Below are 19,952 nucleotides of genomic sequence, written 5' to 3'. Positions count from 1 at the left end.
GAACCACCTTCTCCGAATTGGCGATGCGATTCTCGCGGGACGCGGGGCTGTGCGGGCGGTGCGTGCGGGGGCCAGCGCCGCCTGTGGCGCCGGCGGGCCGCTGCGGGGGCCCCAGTCACATCTGCCACACCGGCCCGGCGGGGGGCGCAAGCTGTTTGCCCGCCTCCTAGCGACAACGTCGTGCGGGGGCCCGGCGGGGTGCCGTCGTGCGGGGGCCCGGCGCGGTGCCGTCGTGCGGGGGGCCCGGCGCGGTGCCGTTGTCGCTGGGAGGTGGGCATTCGCTACTGCCCTTCCGGGACGCGACCAATGAGGCCGATGTTGCGTGCCGCGCGGTTGGGCGCAAACACGCTGCGCCGCAGCCCCGTTCACGCCACCCCCATCGGCCGCGCATAACCGGGCGCTGAGCGGGTAGCCGGGCGCCATGACCAAGATCGGATACTTTCTCACCTGCGAGCAATTCGGCCCCAAGGAGCTCATCGACCAGGCCAAGCGCGCCGAGGCCGCCGGCTTCGACGCGCTGTGGATCTCCGACCACTACCACCCCTGGAACGACGAGCAGGGCCAAAGCCCGTTCGTGTGGGGAGTGATCGGTGCCCTCTCGGAGGCGACGTCGCTGCCCGTCAGCACCGCGGTGACCTGCCCGACCATCCGGATCCATCCGGCGGTCATCGCGCAGGCGTCGGCGACAGCGGCGGTGCAACTCGACGGGCGCTTCGTGCTGGGGGTGGGCAGCGGCGAGGCGCTCAACGAGCACATTCTCGGCGACCCATGGCCGTCCGCCGGTGTGCGCCTCGAAATGCTGGAGGAGGCGGTCGAGGTCATCCGCAAGCTGCACCAGGGTGGCGAGGTGAGCCACCACGGAAAGCATTACGAGGTGCAGGAAGCGCGGGTCTACACGCGGCCGGAGCAGCCGGTGCCGATCTACGTGTCCGCGTTCGGACCCCAGGCCGTGGAGGTGGCCGCCCGCATCGGCGACGGGTACAGCATCGCCATGCCCGACGGCGATCTGGTCAAGCAATTCCGCGAGGCCGGCGGCGGCGACAAACCGGTACAGGCGGGAACCAAGGTCTGCTGGGATCGAGACGCCGACGCCGCGCTCAAGACGGCGCATCGGTTGTGGGCCAATGAGGGGTTGCCCGGCCAGACCTCCCAGATCCTGCCGCGGCCCAAGGATTTCGCCGCACTCATGTCGCTGGTGCCACCGGAGACCGTCGCCGAGAGCGTCGCCTGCGGCTCGGACCCCGAGAAGCACGTCGCGCAGGTGCGCCAGTACATCGACGCCGACATCGACGAGATCTACGTGCAGCAGATCGGTCCCGACATGGACGGTTTCTTCGCGGCGTGGCGCCAAGCCGTGTTGCCCGAGTTGCGCGGCGAAACCCGCTGAACCTCAGCCGAACGGCGGGCCGTCGAACCGATCCCGGGTGACGAACTCCGCGACCGGCCGGCGGCGCAGTTTGCTCAGCTGCCGCACCGGTTTGCCGAGCGGCACCACCGCGGCGACCGCATGCCGATCGGGGATGCCCAGCAGCCCGCGGACGTCCCCTTCGGCGGCGATGGCCATCGTCGTGATGGTGCCGCCGTAGCCCTCGCTGCGCGCGGCGAGCAGGATGTTCCAAATCAGCGGATAGACCGACGCCCCGCCGGCGATGCCGACGCGGTCCAGATGCTGATCGAGGGCGGCGACGACGGTCAGATCCACCGAAACCACCAGAACCACAGGCGCTTTCGCGATCGGCGCGACGAACGTGTCGGGGATCTCCGTCTCCTCGATGGCCTTCTGCGGGACCGCGCTGGGATGGATCGAATTCCAGGGGTTTTCACCCGCCTGCAGCTGCGCGAAGTACCGGCGCGCGGCGGGCATCCCGAGTTCGGCCAGCCTGCGCCGCACCGCCGCGTCGCGCACCACGGTGACGTGGGCGCCCTGCCGGTTGCCGCCGCTGGGCGCGAAGCGAGCGTTGTCGAAGATGCGCCCCAGCACCTCGTCGGGCAGCGGATCATCGGTGAATTCCCTTGCGGCGAACGCCGTTCGCATCACGTCGTAGAGCTGCGTGCCGGGGTGGCTCATCAACTCGCCGACCCGCACCGCTCCAGGCGGAAGGTGCGCTCGAACCCGGCCGGGTGCGTCGTCAGGGTCACTTCCACCGCCCCGCTGGGCGCGATGACGTAACGCTCCTCGACATCGGGGCCGTCCCGCCCCTCCGCCCAGCGGCCGACCGGCTGACGCCCGAGGTCGTCCCGGTCGCGCAGGGCAGGGTCGAACGGAAACAGCACCGGGTCGTACGGCGTGACGTCGCCGTCCGGCCGCCCGTTGACCAGGCGGCTGCACTCCACGAACCGGAAGTGCCCGATGTTGTGCGCCGCCCGATATCTGCGCTTCACCACCAGCGGGGATCGGCCGTCGTCGGGAAGCGAGACGTCCTTGCACACGATCGGGTCGAACACGACCCCGGCGCCGGCCTCCGCCTCCCGGAAGACGCCGAAGTTTCTCGAAAAGCGTTCGGACAGCGCGAAACCCGATTCCTTGTCGAGGAAGACGGCAAGGCCGATGGCCGTGGCGGCGAAGGGGTGCGGCGAGCGCTTGACCCGCTTGTCGCCGAAGGTGCTGCGCAGCATCCGGGACACCAGCGGGAAACCGCCCGCGCCCCCGACGACGTAGATGCCCGCCACCTCCGAGAGGTCCACGTCCTTGCGGCCGCGCGCCGGGTCGCGCAGGACCCGGTCGAGCAGCTCCATCGTGCGGTCGACCAGCGGCGCACACACCGCGTAGACGTCGTCGATGGGGCAGGAGAACGGGGGACGATCGACGGGGGAGAGGTCGACCAGGAAGCGTCGCGTCTGCGGCCCGACCGCCTCCTTGCGGGTGGCGCATTCCTCGGCGAGCAGGTCGCGCGTGGCGGCGTCGACGACGGGCCGGCCGGCGCCGGCCAGCACCAGCTCGACGATGGCCTCGTCGAAGTCGTCACCGCCCAGCCGCTGGATGCCCTCGCTGACGACGACCTCGTTCGCGTGCCCGGTCATCTTCAGCAGTGAGGCGTCGAACGTGCCGCCGCCCAGGTCGTAGATGAGGACGTGTTCGCGTTTGGTGGTGATGGTGGAGCGGTACCGGTGGGCGTATTCCAGGCTGGCCGCCGACGGCTCGTTGAGCAGGGCGACGACGCGGAATCCCGCGGCCACGTAGGCGTCCAGCGTGAGGAGGCGCTGGGCGCTCGAGGCGTTGGCCGGCACGCTGATCGCGGCTTCGATCGGTTCGCCGGAGGCCAGGTCGGCGTTGGAGTGACGCTGCAGGTCGGTTTTGAGCTGCGCCAGGAACCCGGTGAGCAGATCGGCCAGGCGGTAGTCACGCCCGGCCAGGTTGACCTGGGTCTGCGGGCCGGCGTCGTTGAGCAGACGCTTGAACGAGCGCAGCACCGACCACCCCGGATCGTGCCGGACGGCCGCGGCGTCGGCGCCGAAGCGCAACTCGCCGGCGGCATTGGCGGCGATGATCGACGGCCACGCGTCGACGCCGTCGAAGGAGACGACGGGATAGTTGCCTCGATCGACGGCCGCGACGACGGTGTGGGTGGTGCCAAAGTCGATGCCGACTCTCATCGCGCAAGTTTAGGACCGCGCCTCGGGCTTGGGCACAACCTTTTCGTTCGGCGCGTCCGGTCGCCTGTAAGAAAGGCCTCGCCTAGTACAGCGCGCGCACGGCGTCGATGGTGTCGGCCTCGGCGGGGCCCTTGTCGTCGCGATACCGCACCACGCGGGCGAACCGCAGCGCCAGCCCGCCGGGGTAGCGCGACGATTTCTGCACGCCGTCCAGGGCCACCTCGACCACCTGCTCGGGTCTTACGTGCACGACGTAGCCGTCCGTCCCGCCGATCGCCAGGTCGGTGAACCGGGCGGTCTGCCAGTCCAGCATGGCGTCGGTCATGCCCTTGAAAGTCTTTCCTACCATGACGAATTCGCCGCTGTCCGGGTCGCGGGCGCCCAGATGGATGTTGGAAAGCTTGCCGCGGCGGCGCCCCGACCCCCATTCCACGGCCAGCACCACCAGGTCCAGGGTGTGCACCGGCTTGACCTTCAGCCAGCCCGCCCCGCGGCGGCCGGCCTGATACTGCGCGTCCGGCGCCTTGGCCATCACACCCTCGTGGCCGACGGCCAGCGTCGCGTCCAGGAAGGCGCCGGCCTCCACGGGGTCGGAGGTGAGCAGCCGATCGACCCGCTGCGCGGGCGGCACCAACGCGTCCAGGGCGGCCAGCCGGTCGGTGGTCGGCGCGTCGAGCAGGTCGACGCCGTCGCGGTGCAGGATGTCGAAGAAGAACACCGAAAGTGGTTGCGCGGCAACGGCCGCGGCGACATCGACCGAGCGGCCGAACCGGGAGGCGGTGACCTGGAAGCGCTGCGGCCGGTTGTCGGGCCGCAGCGCGATCGCCTCGCCGTCGGCGATCAGGTCGTTCACCGGCAGCGCCAGCGTCGCCTCCACCACCTCGGGCACCCGGGCGGTGACATCGTCGAGGCTTCGGGTGTAGACGGTGACCTGGTCGCCGGAGCGGTGGATCTGCACTCGCGCCCCGTCCAGCTTGGCCTCGAAAATCGCCCGCCCGCCGTGGCGTTCGATCGCGTCGGCCACACTGGGCGCCGTCTGCGCCAGCATCGGGCCGACCGGGCGGCCGACGCGCAGGGTGAAGGCCTGCAGGGCGGCGGGTTCGCCGGACAGGGCCGCCGCCGCGACCGCGGGCAGGTCCCCGCCCAGCATCGCGGCCCGCTGCACAGCGGCCGCCGGGATCCCGGCGGCCTTGGCCACGGCGTCGGCCATGATTCCGGCCAGCGCGCCCTGGCGCAGTTCGCCGCCGAGCAGTCGCAGCAGGAACGTCTGCTCGGCTTCGGTGGCGGCGGCGAACAGGGTGGTAAGGAGCGCGGCGCGGCGCGCCTGTGCGCCTTTGCCGGACACGGCGCCGATCTCGGAGAAGGTGGCGTCGACGGCGCCCACGGTCAGCGTGGCGTGGGAGGCCGGCGGCGGGCGCGAGCGCAACGCCGCCCAGCCGACCCCGATCTGGCGCTGGCGCAACTCGCCGGACAGCCAGGACACGACGATCATGACGAGGGCGGGATCGGGTGCGGCCCGCGCCAGTAGGTCGGCGATGTGGGCGACTTTTCTCAGCCGCGACGACGTGCTTCCGACGTCGGTGGACGCCTTTGCCACGTCGAGGAGGAGCACGGTTGCCAGCTTGGCATGGCTCGGTGACAAGCGTCCGGAGCGGACACGCTAGCGTGCCTACGTAACGTTACAGATTGCTTCGATTCTGACAAGCAACAAATGGGAGGTCCGGATGGAGATCAAAGGAAAGAAGGTCGTCGTCATCGGCGGCGCCTCGGGGATGGGTCGCGCCAGCGCCGAGCTGCTGCACGATCGCGGCGCGGACGTCGCGGTGCTCGACCGCGAAGGCTCCGACGGTAAGACGGTGGCCGAAGGCATCGGCGGTACCTTCTATCCCGTCGACGTCACCGACTTCACCGGCACCGAGGAGACACTGCAGGCCGCGGTCGACAAGCTCGGCGGGCTGCACGTCGTGATCACCACCGCCGGTGGCGGGATCGCCAAGCGGACCCTGACCAAGTCCGGGCCGCACGACCTCGAATCCTTCCAGTCGGTGATCGACCTCAATCTCATCGCCACCTTCAACATCAGCCGGCTCGCCGCCGCGCACATGGCGAAGAACGAGCCCGAAGACCCCGACACCGGCGAGCGCGGCGTCATCATCAACACCGCGTCGATCGCGGCCTTCGAGGGCCAGATCGGGCAGGTCGCCTACACCGCCGCCAAGGCGGGCATCGCCGGTATGTGCCTGACCATGGCGCGTGACCTGGGCTCGGTGGGCATCAGGGTGCTGGGGATCGCCCCGAGCCTCTTCGCGACGGGCCTCACCCAGGGCATTCCCGACGAATTCGCGGCGGCGCTGACCAAAGACGCGGCCTTCCCCAAGCGGCTGGGCCGTCCCGAGGAGTACGCCAAGCTGGTGGCCGCCATCGTGGACAACCCGATGCTCAACGGCCAATGCCTGCGCCTGGACGCCGGGCAGCGGTTCGCGCCCAAGTAGGCGCCGCCCGTTGGGGCCCTCCCCGCATTAAGTACACTCTTTAGCCAGCCGCCCCGCTTCCCCTCGAAGCGGGGCAGGCACCCAGCAATCACACCCGGCTGGCATGCGGCGCGCGAGGAGGGCCCCTCATGGGAATCGCATTAACCGACGACCATCGTGAACTCGCCGAGGTGGCTCGCGGGTTCCTGACCGCGCAAAAGGCGCGCTGGGCGGCGCGATCGCTGCTCGATGCCGCCGACGAGCCCCGGCCCGGATTCTGGCAGAACCTGGTCGAGTTGGGCTGGCTCGGCCTGCACGTCGACGAAGAGTACGGCGGCTCCGGCTTCGGGCTGCCCGAACTGGTGGTGGTGATCGAAGAGCTCGGCCGCGCGGTGGCGCCGGGGCCCTTCGTGCCGACGGTGATCGCGTCGGCGGTGATCGCCAAAGACGGTGCGGCCGAACAGAAGTCGCGGATGCTGCCCGGCCTGATCGACGGAACGGTCACCGCGGGCGTCGGATTCGACGGCCAGGTGCAGGTCGCCAACGGCGTCGCGAACGGCGAGGCCGGAATCGTGTTGGGCGCCGGCCTTGCCGAGCTGCTGCTGATCGCCGCCGGCGACGACGTGCTCGTGCTCGAGTGCGACCGCGCCGGCGTTTCGGTCGAGGTGCCGGAAAACTTCGATCCGACACGGCGATCCGGCCGGGTGCGCCTGCAGGACGTGCGGGTGTTCGACGACGACATCCTGGCGGGGGCGCGGCAGTCGGCGCTGGCCCGGGCGCGCACCCTGCTGGCCGCCGAGGCGGTCGGCGGGGCGTCGGACTGCGTCGAGGCGGCCGTCGACTACGCCAAGGTGCGCCAGCAGTTCGGGCGCACCATCGCCACCTTCCAAGCGGTCAAGCATCACTGCGCGAACATGCTGGTGGGCGCGGAGTCCGGGATCGCCGCCGTCTGGGACGCCGCCCGCGCGGCGGGCGAGGACGCCTCGGAGGACGAGGCGCAATTCCGCCTGATCGCCGCGACGGCCGCGGCGCTGGCGTTCCCGGCCTACGTCCGCAACGCCGAACTCAACATCCAGGTGCATGGCGGCATCGGCTTCACTTGGGAACACGACGCGCACCTGCACCTGCGGCGTGCCGTGGTGACCACGGCGCTGTTCGGTGGTGACGCCCCGGCCGCCGACGTCTTCGAGCGCACCGCCGCCGGCGCCGTCCGCGAAAACAGCCTCGACCTGCCGCCCGAGGCCGAAGAACTCCGCGCCGGCGTCCGCGCCGACGTCGCCGAGATCGCCGCACTGGACAAGGACGCCCAGCGCGACAAGCTGATCGAGACGGGCTACGTGATGCCCCATTGGCCCAAGCCGTGGGGACGCGCGGCCGACGCCGTCGAGCAGCTGGTCATCGAGGAGGAGTTCCGCGCGGCCGGTATCAAGCGGCCCGACTACGGGATCACCGGGTGGGTGATCCTGACCCTCATCCAGCACGGAACGCCTTGGCAGATCGAACGATTCGTGGAGAAGGCGCTGCGCAAGGACGAGATCTGGTGCCAGCTGTTCTCCGAACCCGACGCCGGCTCGGACGCCGCGTCCATCAAGACGCGGGCCACCCGCGTCGACGGTGGCTGGAAGATCAACGGCCAGAAGGTGTGGACCAGCGGGGCGCACTACTGCGCGCGTGGGCTGGCCACCGTGCGCACCGACCCCGACGCCCCCAAGCACGCCGGCATCACCACGGTGATCGTCGACATGAAAGCGCCCGAGGTCGAGGTGCGGCCCCTGCGGCAGATCACCGGCGGCTCGGACTTCAACGAGGTCTTCTTCAACGACCTGTTCGTGCCCGACGAGGACGTCGTCGGGGAGCCCAACTCCGGCTGGACGGTCGCCCGCGCCACGCTGGGCAACGAGCGGGTCAGCATCGGGGGCAGCGGGTCGTTCTACGAGGGCCTGGCCTCGCAACTGGTGCAGCTGACCCAGGAACGCCCGGATCGGTTGGCGGGCGGGCACGTTCGGGTCGGGAACTATCTGGCCGGGGAGACCGCACTGCGCCTGCTGAACCTGCGGCGCGCCGCGCGCAGCGTCGAAGGCGCGGGCCCGGGCCCCGAGGGCAACGTGACCAAGCTGAAGCTGGCCGAGCACATGGTGGAAGGCGCCGCGATCATGGCGGCGCTGCTGGGTCCCGAGGTCGCGCTGCTCGACGGCGCCGGCGCCCTGGCCGGCCGGCTGATGATGGGAGCGCGCGGCATGGCGATCGCCGGCGGCACCTCCGAGGTGACCCGCAATCAGATCGCCGAGCGAATCCTCGGCATGCCGCGCGACCCGCTGATCAACTGATTCCGCGGCTCACGCCGGCGCGAACTGCGGCGCACCGGCGGCGCCCCGCTCCGGGCGGAGCGTGACCGGCATCCCGCAGGTCACCGAATCGGGTTCGCAGTCAACGATATTGGCCGCCACCCGCAGGCCACGCTGCTCGGCGAGTTCGACGATGGCGATGACGTAGGGGGTGGGGATCTCCGGGTTGTACGGGTGGTGGTTGACCGTGTAGGTGAACACCGTGCCGCGCCCCGACACCTCGCGCGCCACCAGCGAGCCCCCGCACTCGCGGCATTCGCCGCTCGCCGGATGCACCCAGCGCGCGCAGCCGTCGCAGTACTCGATGAGCAGCGCCCCGTCTGACACGACGAATACAGTACACTCAATTGATTCGACGCGGCGACGGTGTGGTCTGACGGGCGGTGTACATGACGCATTTCGAAAAAGACGCGATCTTGTCCGGCATCGGGATCTCGCGGATCGGCCGTCGCACCGGCATTCCGGGCCTGGAGCTGACGATGGAGGCGGTGCGCGGGGCCATCGAGGACGCCGGATTGGCCGCGACCGACATCGACGGGATCGCCACGCTCGGCGACACACCCGCCGAAGACGTCAACGCGCAACTGCGCATCGACGCCGCGGACTGCGGATCCGGGTTCGGCACCGGCGGCCTGCTGTCGCCGGTGATGTCGGCCTGCCGCGCGGTCGCCGAACGCCGAGCCCGGCACGTGGTGGTGTACCGGACGATCCAGATGCTCGGCGGCACCGTCCCGGTCAAGCAGGAAGAGAACGCTCCCGCCCCTCCCTTGGCGCGGATGTTCGAGACACCCGAGGGCGAGCCGAAGCCCGCCGTCGGGGCGATGGACGACGTCAACGATCTGGTTGCGGCGCAGGCCTATTCGGCCGCCAACTGGCTGGCGCTGAACTGCCGTCGCCACATGGAGCTGTACGGGACCACCAAAGAGCAGTTGGGGTGGATAGCGCTCAACGGCAGGCGCAACGCGGCGCTGAATCCCCGTGCGGTGTACCGGGATCCGATGACGATGGCCGACTACCTGGGGGCGCGGCCGGTCTCCACCCCGCTGGGACTGCTGGACTGCGACGTCCCGATCGACGGCTCGATCGCGGTGGTGGTGTCCCACGCGGAGTACGCCGCCGACTGTCCGCATCGCGCGGTGCGGGTGGAGGCGATCGGCGGATCCGACGGCGCCGGTGGCTGGTTTCACCGCGACGACTACCCGAAGATGGCGATGTCGGACGCCACGGCGCAGATGTGGTCGCGGACGCAGCTGCGGCCCGCCGATCTCGACATCGCCCAGTTGTACGACGGATTCACCTATCTCACGCTGGCGTGGCTGGAAGCCCTCGGTGTGTGTGGGGACGGCGAGGCCGGGCCCTTCGTCGAAGGCGGCGCGCGGATCGCCCGCGACGGCCTGCTGCCGCTGAACACCTACGGCGGCCAACTCTCGGCGGGGCGCATGCACGGCTACTGGGCGTTGCACGAGGGGTGCCTGCAACTGCGCGGCGACGCGGGGGAGCGGCAGGTCGCCCGCCGCCCGGAGGTCGGCGTCGTTTCCGTCGGCGGTGGGCCCGTCGCGGGGTGCATGCTGCTCACCTGTTGAGCGTGTGATTGAGCTCAGATGAGTGAGGACCTGAAGGCCGGCCACGCGGACAAACTGGCGTCGATCCTCGCCCGCGACATCGAGGCGGACATCGTCCGCCGCGGCTGGGCCGTCGGCGAATCGCTGGGATCCGAACTCGCCCTGCAACAACGCTTCGGCGTGAGCCGATCGGTGCTGCGCGAGGCCGTTCGCCTGGTCGAGCACCACCAGGTCGCAAGGATGCGGCGCGGCCCCAACGGCGGGCTGTACATTTGTGAGCCCGACGCCGGGCCCGCCACCCGCGCCGTCGTCATCTATCTCGAATATCTGGGCACGACGCTGGGCGATCTGCTCAACGCGCGTCTGGTGCTCGAGCCGTTGGCGGCCTCGCTCGCCGCCGAGCGCATCGACGAAGCCGGCATCGCGCGGCTGCGGGCCGTTTTAGACGCCGAGGAAAAGTGGCAGCCGGGCTTGCCGGCGCCGCGCGACGAGTTCCACATCGCGCTGGCCGAGCAATCGAAAAATCCCGTGCTGCAACTGTTTATCGACGTCCTGATGCGGCTCACCACGCGCTACGCGCTGGCGTCGCGAACGGACTCGGCGACCGAGGCCATCGAGGCCGTCGAACACCTGCACGCCCACCACTCCAAGATCGTCGCCGCCGTCACGGCCGGTGATTCCGCGCGCGCCAAGACGCTGTCCGAGCGACACGTCGAGGCGGTGACGGGCTGGCTGCAACGGCACCATCCCGGCGACAGGGTCCGCGGGCGCACGCGGCGGCGGCGTCTCGATTCCGAGATGCCCCGCGGCAAGCTGGCCGAGATGCTGGCCGTCACCATCGGCGACGACATCGCCGCCAGCGGCTGGCACGTCGGGTCGGTCTTCGGCACCGAGGCGGCCCTGCTGGCGCGCTACCGGGTGAGCCGCGCGGTGTTCCGCGAGGCGGTGCGCCTGCTCGAATACCACTCGATCGCCCACATGCGCCGCGGACCCGGCGGCGGACTCGTCATCGCCGAACCCGCTGCCCAGGCCAGCATCGACACGATCGCGTTGTACCTGCAGTACCGCGACCCGAGCCGCGAAGACCTACGGTGCGTCCGCGACGCCATCGAGATCGACAACGTCGCCAAGGTCGTCAAGCGGCTCGACGAGCCCGAGGTGGCGGCATTCCTCGTTGCGCATCGGTCACGGCTGCCGGACGCCGCGCAGCCGACGCCCGACGACGTCCGGCGGGCGATCGCGGAGGAATTCAATTTCCACGTCGGGTTGGCGCAGCTGGCCGGCAACGCGCTGCTCGACCTGTTCCTCCGGATCATCGTCGAGTTGTTCCGCCGGCATTGGTCGAGCACCGGGCAGGCGCTGCCCACCTGGTCGGACGTGCTGGCCGTGCACCACGCTCACTTGCGCATTGTCGAGGCGGTGGAGGCCGCCGACGAGAGCGTCGCCTGCTATCGCCTCCGCCGTCACCTCGATGCCGCCGCCTCCTGGTGGCTGTGATCGCGCCGCCCGATGTCGCCCCCCCGGGTGTGCGCGCAAATGTGATCTGTTGCGCGGCATAGCGAAGGCCCGTCTTGGGTACTGGAAGGGGGGATGGGCGACAGCCGATCCAGCAGGGGGTTGGCGCAAGTGATCGAAAGCGAGAGCGCTGAAGTGACGGCGGATACCGAAACCAGACAATACGGTTTCGTCCACTCCGCACTGATTTATCACTCTCAGCAGGAGTTTTTGGACTTGGTGGGCCGCTTCGTCGGCGACGGTTTGGCGTCAGGCGAGGCGGTGCTGCTCGCCGTGCCTCCCGAGACCCTGGCCCTGCTGCAGGGCGAGTTGTACGACGGCGAGGCGTTGCCGGTCGACGTGTACATGACCGACGTCACCGAGGCCGCCCGGAACCCGAGCCGGTTCATGGCGATGGAGGGCGCGTTCATCGACGAGCACCCGGATCGGCGGGTGCGGATCGTCAGCCAGCTCGCGTGGCCGGGCCGCACCGAGGAGGAGTTCGTCGCCTGCATCGAGCACGAAGCGCTGGTCAACACGGCGATGGACGCATACCCGGCGACAAGCCTGTGCCTCTACGACGCGAGCGCGATCGGCGACGAAGTCCTGATGGATGCCCGAGCGACGCACCCGTTGTTGTGGAAAAGCGGTGCGCTGCACCGCAGCCCGGACTACGCGCCGAACGAAGTGCTGCAGCGTTGCAACCAGCCGTTGGCCGCGAATCCCGGCGCCGTCACCTACATGGTGAGGAAGTCAGCGGATCTTCGGCCCGCCCGCTCGTTCGCCGTCGACTATGCGGGGTGGATGGGGCTTTCCCAGGAGTGCATCGAGGATCTGCAGCTGGTCGCCACCGAGTTGGCCACCAATAGCCTGATGTACACCGGGGGCGCCTGCCGGTTGGCGTTCTGGAAAGACGACGGATATCTGGTGTGCGAGGCCCGCGACACCGGACAGCTCGACGATCCGCTGGTGGGCCGCCTCGACCCGGGTCCGTGCGGCCCCGCCAGCCGCGGCCTGTACTTGGTCAACGCCATTTCGGATTTGGTGCGCACGCATACCGCCAGGACGGGAACGACAATTCAGGCGTACCTGCGGTTTGAGCCCGCACCCGAGCCGGCTGGGTAACAAACGACCCGCCGGCAAGGGGATCCGGCGGGTCGTTTGTGGTGAACGGCTAGGGGAGCAACCCGCCTACAATTCCGCCGACGTCGCCGATCACGCCACCCACCACACCGCCGACGGTGCCACCAAGGGTGCCGCCGCTGGCGGGTGCGTCGGCCGGGGTCATCGTGCATCCCGTGGGCAGCAGCAATACCGCGGCAAGCCCCGTAGCCGCCGCGGCAGTTTTAAAGGCTTTCGTCTTCAATGAGGTCATAATCGTCCCTTTCAGATGCGTTAAGGACTTATGGACACCTGTTACGTCTCACCAGTGTTAAGTGAGAAGTGGCTGGATATGTCACGAGCAGGCTGAATCGCCCGCTGCGCAATGGCATTGGAAACATGTTTCGACCGAGGCGGCGCTCGTGCGACATCGTTAGATGATGACGGCGTCGGGTGCCGACTGCGATCGATCAAGCGTCATAGGTTGTCTCCGCTGAGGACGACGTCCGCTCGGTCCTCCCCAGCGGGCTACCCATCGTGACCCTTTAGAGCAAGCAGCCAACGACTCCATCGCAGCCAGTCGTGCTGGTGGTCGGCGCGCATCCCGTCAGTCCAAGCAAAGCTGCGGCCAGCCCGACGGCCGCGGCGACAGCTTTGAGGGTGTTCCGAGTGGGCGTTGACTTCATGATCGTGCCTTTCAGGTGAGGGGATAGTTCAACAGCCGTCTAATTGACTGTTACCCGGCTTCTTACCCCCTGTCAACCCCGCCCAAACCAAACTATTCGTATTATTTCCTATATTTTTTTGTACGGCGTATGGGGGTTGAAGGCGCGGAGCGAAGGGGGCTAATGTCAACGCTCATGCGTCTTCTCGCGCGTTTCGTAGTAGCTAGCACCCGCAGCGGGGTCTGATTCTGACCGACCCCCCGCTGTGGGTCGGAAGCTACTGCCGTCGGTCGCACCAGCTGACTAGAGAAGACCGGCACCATGACTTTTCCCGAGCGCAACCCGCTCCAACATCTCGACGCCGCCACCGTGTGGTTTGGCGATCGTTTCGGCGTCTCGTTGCCCCGCGGGCTGCGGGAGCAGGCCGACGCCATGTCCTGGGAGACCTTCCTCGCGACCTACGGGCGCAGCACGGGACCCCTGCGGCTAGGCCAATGGGAGTGCACGGGCGCGGTGCGACCCGGCCCGCAGGCCCGCAACTTCCAGGCCGTGATCGCCCTGAGCGACCGCATCGGCACCGCGACCGTGGCCGCCAGCGGCCCGATCGCGGCCCTGACCGCGATGCTGCATCAGCGCGGGATCACCGTCGAAATCGTGAACTTCCATCAGATGCAGTCGCCCACCGGCACAGCCACTTTCATCCGCGGCAGCGACGGTGCCCGCGCCGAGTGGGCGATGGGCCTCTCGGACGATCCGACGCAGTCGGCGCTGCGCGCGGTCATCGCCTGCGCCAACCGGTTGCTCGCGGTCGACTGATGCCGCGCACCCCGTGCAACCAACTAGGGGAGTTTCATTTGCGCTAGCGCCGGTGGTAGCGCAAATGAAACTCGGGCTCTACCGCGCCGGCGGAGACGGTGACACGCCGTCGCGGAAGTTCAGAGCGGGCGCAGCACGATCGGCATGCCGTCCATCGGAATCGGCATGCCGCCGTAATCCCAGCGCGGCTGATAGCCCGGCCGGGCCAACTCGATGCGGTAGCGGCGCAGCAGCCGGTGCACCACGGTCTTGACCTCCAGCTGACCGAACACCATGCCGATGCACTTGTGCGCGCCGCCGCCGAAGGGTGCGAAGGCGTAGCGGTGATTCTTGTGCTCCGAGCGCGGTTCGGCGAACCGCTCGGGGTCGAATTTGTCTGGCTCCGTCCACAATTCGGGCAGTCGGTGGTTCATGCCGGGCCAGATGGTGATGTTGGTGCCGGCCGGGATGTAATGGCCCAGCAGCTCGGTGTCGCGCACCGCCATCCGCATGTTGAACGGCAACGGCGTCACCATCCGCAGCGATTCGTTCATGATCAGTTCGAGCGTTTCCAGCTTCTCCAGCGACTCGATGTCCAGCGGACCGTCGCCGAGCCTGGCCGACTCCTCGCGCGCCCGCTCCTGCCATTCCGGGTTGGCGGCCATGTTGTAGACCATCGTGGTGGTCGTCGACGTGGAGGTGTCGTGGGCGGCCATCATCAAGAAGATCATGTGGTTGACGATGTCTTCGTCGGTGAAGCTGTTGCCGTCGTCGTCCTCGGTGTGGCACAGCACCGTGAGCATGTCGTTGCCCGTGGCGTTGCGGCGCTCCTTGACCCGCTCGTTGAAGTAGTCCTCGAGCAGCTGGCGGGCGCGCAGGCCACGCCACCACTTGAACGGCGGAACCGGCTGCCGGATGATCGCCCCACCGGCGCGGGTCGTGGTGGTGAACGCCTGGTTGACCTTGGTGACGAGGTCGTGGTCGGACCCTGGCTCGTGCCCCATGAACACCAAGGACGCGATGTCGAGGGTGAGTTCCTTCATCGCCGGGTGGAACAGGAATCGGGCGTCGTTGGTCGGCCAGCCGGCGACGATGTCGGTCGCCACGCGGTCGATGTGCTCGACGTACCCGGTCAGGCGGCTGCGGGTGAACGCCTCCTGCATGATGCGCCGGTGATACATGTGCTCGTCGAAGTCCAGCATCATCAGCCCGCGGTTGAAGAACGGCCCGATCACCGGGTGCCAGCCCTTCTGCGAGAAGTCCTTGTTGCGGTTGGAGAACACGGCCTGGGTGGCGTCGGGCCCCAGCGCCGTGACCGCCGGCATGATCGGCGAATCGAGGTAGATCAGCGGGCCCTTGTTCCTGTAGAGGTACAACGCGTAGTCCGGGCCGCCGCGAAACAATTCGATGATGTGGCCGAGGATCGGGAGCCCGGCGTCACCCATCACGGGCTTCAGGTCGCTGCCGGCGGGCGGTTCCGCCAGGACTTTCGTGTCCCACTCGTGGGCGAGCAGACGCTTCTCGATCGCCCCCATGCCGGGGATGGTGTTCAGCGTCGGGGTGAATCGGCGCCGCGCCTGATCCAGCAGGTAGTGCGGAGTGCTGATGGTGGTCATAGACGCTCCTTTGCGTGCCCTCGGGGTGACAGCGGTCACTGATTATTACCTTCGCTGAAAAACTTGACGGCTGTCAAGTTTGCTTTTTGCGCGGCGTGGTGCAAGGTCAGGGAGTGAGCAGCCACCCCGCCAATCCGGAGCCGGGCGCGCGTCGGCGTGGCGACAAGCAACGCCAGGCGATCGTGGAGGCCGTGCGCGAACTGCTGCAGGAAAAACCGTTCGCCGAGTTGTCCGTCAGCACCATCAGCCTGCGCGCCGGGGTCGCCCGTTCGGGCTTCTACTTCTATTTCGACTCCAAATACGCCGTGCTGGCACAGCTGATGGCGGAGGCCACCGAAGAGCTCGAGGAACTCACCCAGTACTTCGCGCCACGCCAGGCGGGCGAGTCACCCGAGGAGTTCGCCAAGCGGATGGTCGGCAGCGCCGCCGCCGTCTACGAGCACAACGATCCGGTGGTGACCGCCTGCAACGAGGCCCGCCACACCGACGTGGAGATCCGCGACCTGCTCGACCAGCAGTTCGAGGTGGTGCTGGCGCAGATCGTCGCCATCGTCGAGGCCGAGATGAAGGCCGGGACCGCCAGGCCGATCAGCGACGATCTTCCGACGCTGATCCGCACCCTGACGGGTACCACCGCGCTGGTGTTGACCGGCGACCCGGTTCTGACCGGATCCGACAGCGACCGTGACCGACGGGTGCGCGTGCTCGAGCAGTTGTGGCTGCACGCCCTGTGGTCCGGCCGTCCCTAGCGCCGGTCTGGGTGATACCGGCGGTATCGTCGCCGCCATGGCGAACAAGGCGTCCGGGCGGTATTTCGCGGGAAAGCGGTGCTTTGTCACCGGCGCGGCCAGCGGCATCGGCCGCGCGACGGCATTGCGGCTCGCCGCCCAGGGGGCCGAGCTCTACCTGACCGACCGCGACTCCGACGGTCTGGCACTGACGGTGGCCGACGCGCGCGCGCTGGGCGCGCAGGTCCGGGAGCATCGGGCGCTCGATATCGCCGACTACGACCAGGTGGCCGCGTTCGCCGCCGACATCCACGCCGCGCATCCGGCCATGGACGTGGTGCTCAACATCGCCGGCGTATCCGCCTGGGGCACCGTCGACCGGCTGACCCACGAGCAGTGGAGCAAGATGGTCGCCATCAACCTGATGGGCCCGATCCACGTCATCGAGACGTTCGTGCCGCCGATGGTGGCGGCCAAGCGGGGCGGCCATCTGGTCAACGTGTCCTCGGCGGCCGGGTTGGTCGCCCTGCCCTGGCACGCCGCCTACAGCGCCAGCAAGTACGGACTGCGCGGCGTCTCGGAGGTGCTGCGTTTCGATTTGGCCCGCCACCGCATCGGGGTGTCGCTGGTGGTGCCCGGCGCGGTGAACACCCCGCTGGTGGGGACCGTGGAGATCGCCGGTGTGGACCGCGAGGATCCCAACGTCGCCCGGTGGATACGGCGATTCGCCGGCCACGCCGTGTCGCCTGAGAAGGCGGCCGAAAAGATCCTTGCCGGCGTGGCCAAGAACCGATACCTGATCTACACCTCGGCCGACATTCGGGCGCTCTACGCGTTCAAAAGGCTTGCGTGGTGGCCCTATAGCGTCGCCATGCGCCAGGTGAACGTGATCTTCACCCGCGCGCTGCGGCCGGGCCCACCCAACCCGGCGCCGCTAGTCCGGCATGAGCAACTCCAGCCGCACCCCGAGCAGGCGGACCGGGCGGTCGAGGGAGAATAAATCCAGGACGCGCAAGGCGGCAGCGACGATCGTGTCGCGATCGGTGGTGGGCGCGTCGAGTTTGCGAATCTTGGTGCGGGTGTAGAAGGTTGAGGTTCGCACGGTGACCGCCACCCGCGTCACGACCCGCGCTTCGGCCAGCACGTCGTCCAGCGCTTGTTCGGCCAAACCCGTAACGGCCGCGTTCATCTCGGCGCGATCGGTGAGGTCGCGGGGAAAGGTGACGACGTGGCTGCGCGAGCGCGGCACCCACGGCTCGGCGCTGACGTGGCTGTCACCCCCACCCTTGGCCAACAGCAGGAGCCACAGCCCGGTGCGCGCCCCGAACGTGGCCGTCAACAACTCGGCGTCGCTGTGGGCCAGTTGCCACACCGTCGTAATCTCAAGATCCGCAAGTTTTTTCGCGGTCTTGGGCCCCACGCCCCACAGCGCGTCGACCGGACGGTCGGCCATCAGCGCCATCCAATTCGCATCGGTGAGCACGAAAACGCCGTCGGGCTTGGCGAATCCGGTGGCGACCTTGGCGCGTTGCTTGTTGTCGCTGATGCCGACCGAGCAGGACAGTCCGGTTTCGGTGGAGATGACGCTGCGGATCTGTTGTGCCACCTCGCCGGGGTCCTCGGCGTGGACGGCGACGTAGGCCTCGTCCCATCCCCACACCTCCACCGGATGGCCCAGATCCCTTAGCAGGCCCATGACTTCACCGGACGCCGCGTCGTAGGCGGCCGGGTCGGAGGGGAGGAAGGTCGCATCCGGGCAGCGGCGGGCCGCCGCGCGCAGTGGCATGCCCGCCCGCACACCGAATTCCCGGGCCTCATAGGACGCGCAGGTGACGACCTTGCGCGGTTCGCTGGGATCACCGCTGCCGCCGACGATGACGGGCAGCCCGGCCAATTCGGGGCGACGGCGCAACTCGACCGATGCCAGGAATTGGTCGAGGTCCACGTGCAGGACCCAGTCGCGCGCCGCCGCGGACATGCCGACGTTCACCTCCCACAAAGCTTGCGCGCCAAGCTTTCCCACGCGTCGCCCAATGTCTGCAGGGTGTGACCGCCGTCGTTCAGCTGATGCTCCACGTAGTCGGTGTCGAGGAGGGCGAGCAGGGCGTCGGCCTGGACCACGAGGTCGCCGGACGTCTCCGCCGAGGCCAGCAGCACGCGCACGTGCCTGCGCAGGACGGCGGCCGGCGGCCCGTAACGGGTCCGCGGGTCGCGGTTGGCCGCCGACAGCAGCGCGTGATGGGTGTGGGCGAAGCGCATCCGTTCCCGGCCGAAGGCCACCAGCCGATCCCACGGCGGGGCGTCGGGCCCCAGCGGCGGGGGACCGAACAGAAACGCCTCCTGGCTGGCGCGTTCGTCCTCGTCGAGCAGCACCATCATCAGGCCGGCCCGGCTGCCGAACCGGCGGAATAGGGTGCCCTTGCCGACGCCGGCGGCCGCGGCGACGTCGTCCATGGTGACGGCGTCGGCCCCGCGCTCGGCGACCAGGCGACGCGCCGCATCCAGCAACAGCGCGCGGTTGCGCAGGGCGTCGCCCCGTTCCTGCGCCGGCAGCTGCGGCACGCACATCGGCAACTCGCCCGACCGTTCGACGCCGCTCACCCTTGCACTTTAACGCCGGAGGAATAAATCGGACCACAGTCCGTTTAGGTCGTGCGAGGATGTATACCAACGACCGAAGGGAACTGCGAGAGTGGCAATCAAAATCTTGGCGTTAGTGGGAAGCCTGCGCGCGGCGTCGATCAACCGCCAGATCGCCGAATTGGCGGCGGCGGTCGCCTCCGACGGTGTCAGCGTCACGCTCTTCGAGGGGCTCGCCGACCTGCCGTTCTACAACGAGGAGATCGACGACGCGATGAACGCCGACGCCCCGCCGCTGGCCCCGGTGGCCGCGCTGCGGGCCGCGGCGGCCGACGCCGACGCCGCCCTGGTGGTCACACCCGAGTACAACGGCAGCATCCCGGCGGTGGTCAAGAACGCGATCGACTGGCTGTCGCGCCCGTTTGGCGACGGCGCGCTGAAGGGCAAGCCGCTGGCCGTCATCGGGGGCTCCTTCGGCCAGTACGGCGGGGTGTGGGCGCACGACGAGACCCGCAAGTCCTTCGGCATCGCCGGCGCGCGGGTCGTCGATTCGATCAAACTGTCCGTGCCGTTCAAGACGCTGGAAGGCAGGCCGCCCGCCGAGCATGCCGAGCTGTCGGCGAACGTGCGCGACGTGGTGGGCAAGCTCGCCGCCGAAGCCGGCTGATTGGCAGAAGTCGACAAGCCGTCCGGGAGGTGACCAGCGGGGTTGCCGCCGACGAATAGCCAAAGCCGCCAGCACCGTCTGGCGGCTTTGCTAGCTGTCGGTAGGCCCGTCGTGGCCAGCGGTTCGAAACCGGGGTTGTCGGTGGCCGCTGCTATACCGATACCCGGAGGCGACTTGGCGTCGGCGTGTGATCTGCGACACGCCGGGGCGGGTTCCCGAATTTGTTCGACACAGGCCTCACGACCAGGGAATTTCAGAAATGTTATTCAGAACATCTTGTATCTCGACATCTTGTCAGCCACTAGGTGTAGTGTTTCGATGCACCGGCGGATCC

Annotated in this window: 18 protein-coding genes; 10 read left to right on the top strand and 8 right to left on the bottom strand. The window is 68.8% G+C overall.

Going from position 1 to position 19,952, the window contains the following annotated elements:
• Positions 1 to 421 precede the first annotated feature (421 nt).
• Positions 422 to 1,387 carry an LLM class F420-dependent oxidoreductase gene (locus W7U_RS14625; RefSeq protein ID WP_008259214.1) on the top strand — a complete coding sequence of 322 codons (966 nt, stop codon included), beginning with the start codon at positions 422 to 424 and terminating at the stop codon, positions 1,385 to 1,387.
• Positions 1,388 to 1,390: 3 nt separating this feature from the next.
• On the opposite strand, the gene W7U_RS14620 is transcribed toward W7U_RS14625, so the two are convergent.
• From W7U_RS14620 to W7U_RS14610, 3 genes are all read right to left on the bottom strand, one after another.
• The gene (locus W7U_RS14620; protein WP_029384716.1) at positions 1,391 to 2,068 is read right to left on the bottom strand and encodes a nitroreductase family protein; all 678 of its coding nucleotides are present in this window, start codon (positions 2,066 to 2,068) and stop codon (positions 1,391 to 1,393) included.
• Positions 2,068 to 3,594, bottom strand: coding sequence for an Hsp70 family protein (locus tag W7U_RS14615; RefSeq protein ID WP_008259210.1), 1,527 nt, complete (start codon positions 3,592 to 3,594; stop codon positions 2,068 to 2,070). The genes W7U_RS14620 and W7U_RS14615 overlap by 1 nt, the downstream gene beginning before the upstream one ends.
• A gap of 82 nt (positions 3,595 to 3,676) precedes the next feature.
• Positions 3,677 to 5,206 carry an ATP-dependent DNA ligase gene (locus tag W7U_RS14610; protein WP_008259207.1) on the bottom strand — a complete coding sequence of 510 codons (1,530 nt, stop codon included), beginning with the start codon at positions 5,204 to 5,206 and terminating at the stop codon, positions 3,677 to 3,679.
• Positions 5,207 to 5,318: 112 nt separating this feature from the next.
• Between W7U_RS14610 and W7U_RS14605 the strand changes: the two genes are divergently transcribed.
• Both W7U_RS14605 and W7U_RS14600 read left to right on the top strand, forming a co-directional pair.
• Positions 5,319 to 6,086 (top strand): SDR family NAD(P)-dependent oxidoreductase, encoded by a 768-nt coding sequence (locus W7U_RS14605; protein ID WP_008259206.1) that lies wholly within the window; start codon positions 5,319 to 5,321, stop codon positions 6,084 to 6,086.
• A gap of 128 nt (positions 6,087 to 6,214) precedes the next feature.
• Entirely contained in the window at positions 6,215 to 8,392 is a 2,178-nt protein-coding gene (locus W7U_RS14600) for an acyl-CoA dehydrogenase (RefSeq protein ID WP_008259205.1), read from the top strand.
• Positions 8,393 to 8,401: 9 nt separating this feature from the next.
• Here the strand turns inward: W7U_RS14600 and W7U_RS14595 are convergent, their stop codons facing one another.
• Positions 8,402 to 8,737 (bottom strand): OB-fold domain-containing protein, encoded by a 336-nt coding sequence (locus W7U_RS14595; RefSeq protein WP_008259204.1) that lies wholly within the window; start codon positions 8,735 to 8,737, stop codon positions 8,402 to 8,404.
• A 62-nt stretch (positions 8,738 to 8,799) separates the two neighbouring features.
• On the opposite strand from W7U_RS14595, the gene W7U_RS14590 reads away from it, so the two are divergent.
• From W7U_RS14590 to W7U_RS14580, 3 genes are all read left to right on the top strand, one after another.
• A complete protein-coding gene (locus W7U_RS14590; protein WP_008259203.1) occupies positions 8,800 to 9,993 on the top strand; it encodes a thiolase family protein in 1,194 nt (397 codons plus the stop codon).
• A gap of 18 nt (positions 9,994 to 10,011) precedes the next feature.
• Positions 10,012 to 11,469 (top strand): FCD domain-containing protein, encoded by a 1,458-nt coding sequence (locus tag W7U_RS14585; protein ID WP_008259202.1) that lies wholly within the window; start codon positions 10,012 to 10,014, stop codon positions 11,467 to 11,469.
• Positions 11,470 to 11,598: 129 nt separating this feature from the next.
• Entirely contained in the window at positions 11,599 to 12,591 is a 993-nt protein-coding gene (locus tag W7U_RS14580) for a sensor histidine kinase (RefSeq protein ID WP_014385519.1), read from the top strand.
• A 49-nt stretch (positions 12,592 to 12,640) separates the two neighbouring features.
• Here W7U_RS14580 and W7U_RS14575 read toward each other — a convergent pair whose 3' ends face one another.
• Positions 12,641 to 12,841 carry a hypothetical protein gene (locus W7U_RS14575; RefSeq protein WP_008259198.1) on the bottom strand — a complete coding sequence of 67 codons (201 nt, stop codon included), beginning with the start codon at positions 12,839 to 12,841 and terminating at the stop codon, positions 12,641 to 12,643.
• 712 nt (positions 12,842 to 13,553) lie between these two features.
• Here W7U_RS14575 and W7U_RS14570 point away from each other — a divergent pair.
• Positions 13,554 to 14,048, top strand: a complete 495-nt coding sequence (locus tag W7U_RS14570) for a hypothetical protein (RefSeq protein WP_008259194.1) — start codon at positions 13,554 to 13,556, stop codon at positions 14,046 to 14,048.
• A 119-nt stretch (positions 14,049 to 14,167) separates the two neighbouring features.
• Here W7U_RS14570 and W7U_RS14565 read toward each other — a convergent pair whose 3' ends face one another.
• Complete coding sequence (locus tag W7U_RS14565) at positions 14,168 to 15,643, bottom strand: cytochrome P450 (RefSeq protein ID WP_008259190.1); 1,476 nt, start codon at positions 15,641 to 15,643, stop codon at positions 14,168 to 14,170.
• A gap of 113 nt (positions 15,644 to 15,756) precedes the next feature.
• Here W7U_RS14565 and W7U_RS14560 point away from each other — a divergent pair, with 113 nt between their 5' ends.
• Positions 15,757 to 16,392: a TetR/AcrR family transcriptional regulator gene (locus W7U_RS14560; RefSeq protein WP_008259189.1), complete on the top strand. Its 636-nt coding sequence runs from the start codon at positions 15,757 to 15,759 to the stop codon at positions 16,390 to 16,392.
• 37 nt (positions 16,393 to 16,429) lie between these two features.
• Positions 16,430 to 17,371 (top strand): SDR family oxidoreductase, encoded by a 942-nt coding sequence (locus tag W7U_RS14555; RefSeq protein ID WP_008259188.1) that lies wholly within the window; start codon positions 16,430 to 16,432, stop codon positions 17,369 to 17,371.
• Here the strand turns inward: W7U_RS14555 and W7U_RS14550 are convergent.
• Together W7U_RS14550 and W7U_RS14545 are read right to left on the bottom strand one after the other, a co-directional pair.
• Positions 17,306 to 18,349 carry a DNA polymerase IV gene (locus tag W7U_RS14550; protein ID WP_008259187.1) on the bottom strand — a complete coding sequence of 348 codons (1,044 nt, stop codon included), beginning with the start codon at positions 18,347 to 18,349 and terminating at the stop codon, positions 17,306 to 17,308. The two genes, W7U_RS14555 and W7U_RS14550, sit on opposite strands and share 66 nt — an antisense overlap.
• An 8-nt stretch (positions 18,350 to 18,357) precedes the next feature.
• Complete coding sequence (locus W7U_RS14545) at positions 18,358 to 18,972, bottom strand: TetR/AcrR family transcriptional regulator (RefSeq protein WP_008259186.1); 615 nt, start codon at positions 18,970 to 18,972, stop codon at positions 18,358 to 18,360.
• A gap of 91 nt (positions 18,973 to 19,063) precedes the next feature.
• On the opposite strand from W7U_RS14545, the gene W7U_RS14540 reads away from it, so the two are divergent.
• Positions 19,064 to 19,618, top strand: a complete 555-nt coding sequence (locus W7U_RS14540; protein ID WP_008259185.1) for an NAD(P)H-dependent oxidoreductase — start codon at positions 19,064 to 19,066, stop codon at positions 19,616 to 19,618.
• Positions 19,619 to 19,952: the final 334 nt, after the last annotated feature.

Source organism: Mycobacterium sp. H4Y (assembly GCF_000364405.1).
Taxonomy (GTDB): domain Bacteria; phylum Actinomycetota; class Actinomycetes; order Mycobacteriales; family Mycobacteriaceae; genus Mycobacterium; species Mycobacterium intracellulare.
Note: the sequence above shows the minus strand (reverse complement) of the source record. Positions and strands in the feature narration are given on the sequence as shown.